At 66.1% G+C, this 920-nt stretch carries 1 protein-coding gene; it reads right to left on the minus strand.

Features of this window, described 5'->3' with window-relative positions:
- Positions 1-920: amidohydrolase (locus tag I55_RS20680; RefSeq protein WP_049974347.1), on the minus strand; the 920-nt coding region annotated here is incomplete at both ends.

Below are 920 nucleotides of genomic sequence, written 5' to 3' on the forward strand. Positions count from 1 at the left end.
CCAAGATTACCATGGATGTTCTCCGCGCCCACCACCTTGGCCGCCACCTCGGCCGCAATGGCCGAAGGGTCGGCATGGTTGATGGTGGGGGGATAGCCCAGATAATAGGTCAGCTCCCCCGTGGCGCCGAATACCGGTGGCAGGGTCCGCACCAGGTGGCGCAGGCCGTCCTCCAGCTGCTGACGAATTTCGGCCGTCAGGGCCCGGACGGTGCCGGCCAGCTTCACCTCGTTGGGAATGATGTTGTAGGCGGTCCCGGCATGGATGCGCGTGATGCTGACCACGCCGCATTCCACGGGGGAGATGTTGCGGCTGACCAGGGTCTGCGCCGCCAGGACCAGCTGGGACGCCACCACCACCGGATCAACCGACAGATGTGGCAAAGCGGCGTGACCACCGCGCCCTTGGATGGTGATCTCGAATCGGTCGGCACCGGCCATGACCGGGCCGGCGCGGACACCCATCTGCCCCGGCGGCAGTTCAGGCCAGTTATGCATGCCAAAGACCATGTCACAGGGGAACTGGTCGAACAGCCCCTCCTCCACCATGCGCTTGCCGCCACCGGCCCCTTCTTCCGCCGGCTGGAAGATGAAGTTCACGGTGCCGGAGAAGTTGCGGGTTTCCGCCAGATAACGCGCGGCACCCAGCAGCATGGTGGTATGGCCGTCATGGCCGCAGGCGTGCATCTTGCCCGCCACCTTGGAGGCGTGGGCGAAGGTGTTTTCCTCCTGCATGGGCAGGGCGTCCATGTCGGCGCGCAGGCCGATGGTCTGGCCGGTATCCTGGCCCTCGCCCCGGAGCACGCCCACCAGTCCGGTGCCGGCCAGGCCACGATGGACGTCGATGCCGAATTCGGCCAGCTTTCCAGCCACGAAGTCGGAGGTCTGCGTCTCCTCGAACGCCACCTCAGGGTTTTCGTG

The sequence above is a fragment of the Azospirillum sp. B4 genome (genome assembly GCF_000333275.1).
Lineage (GTDB): Bacteria > Pseudomonadota > Alphaproteobacteria > Azospirillales > Azospirillaceae > Nitrospirillum.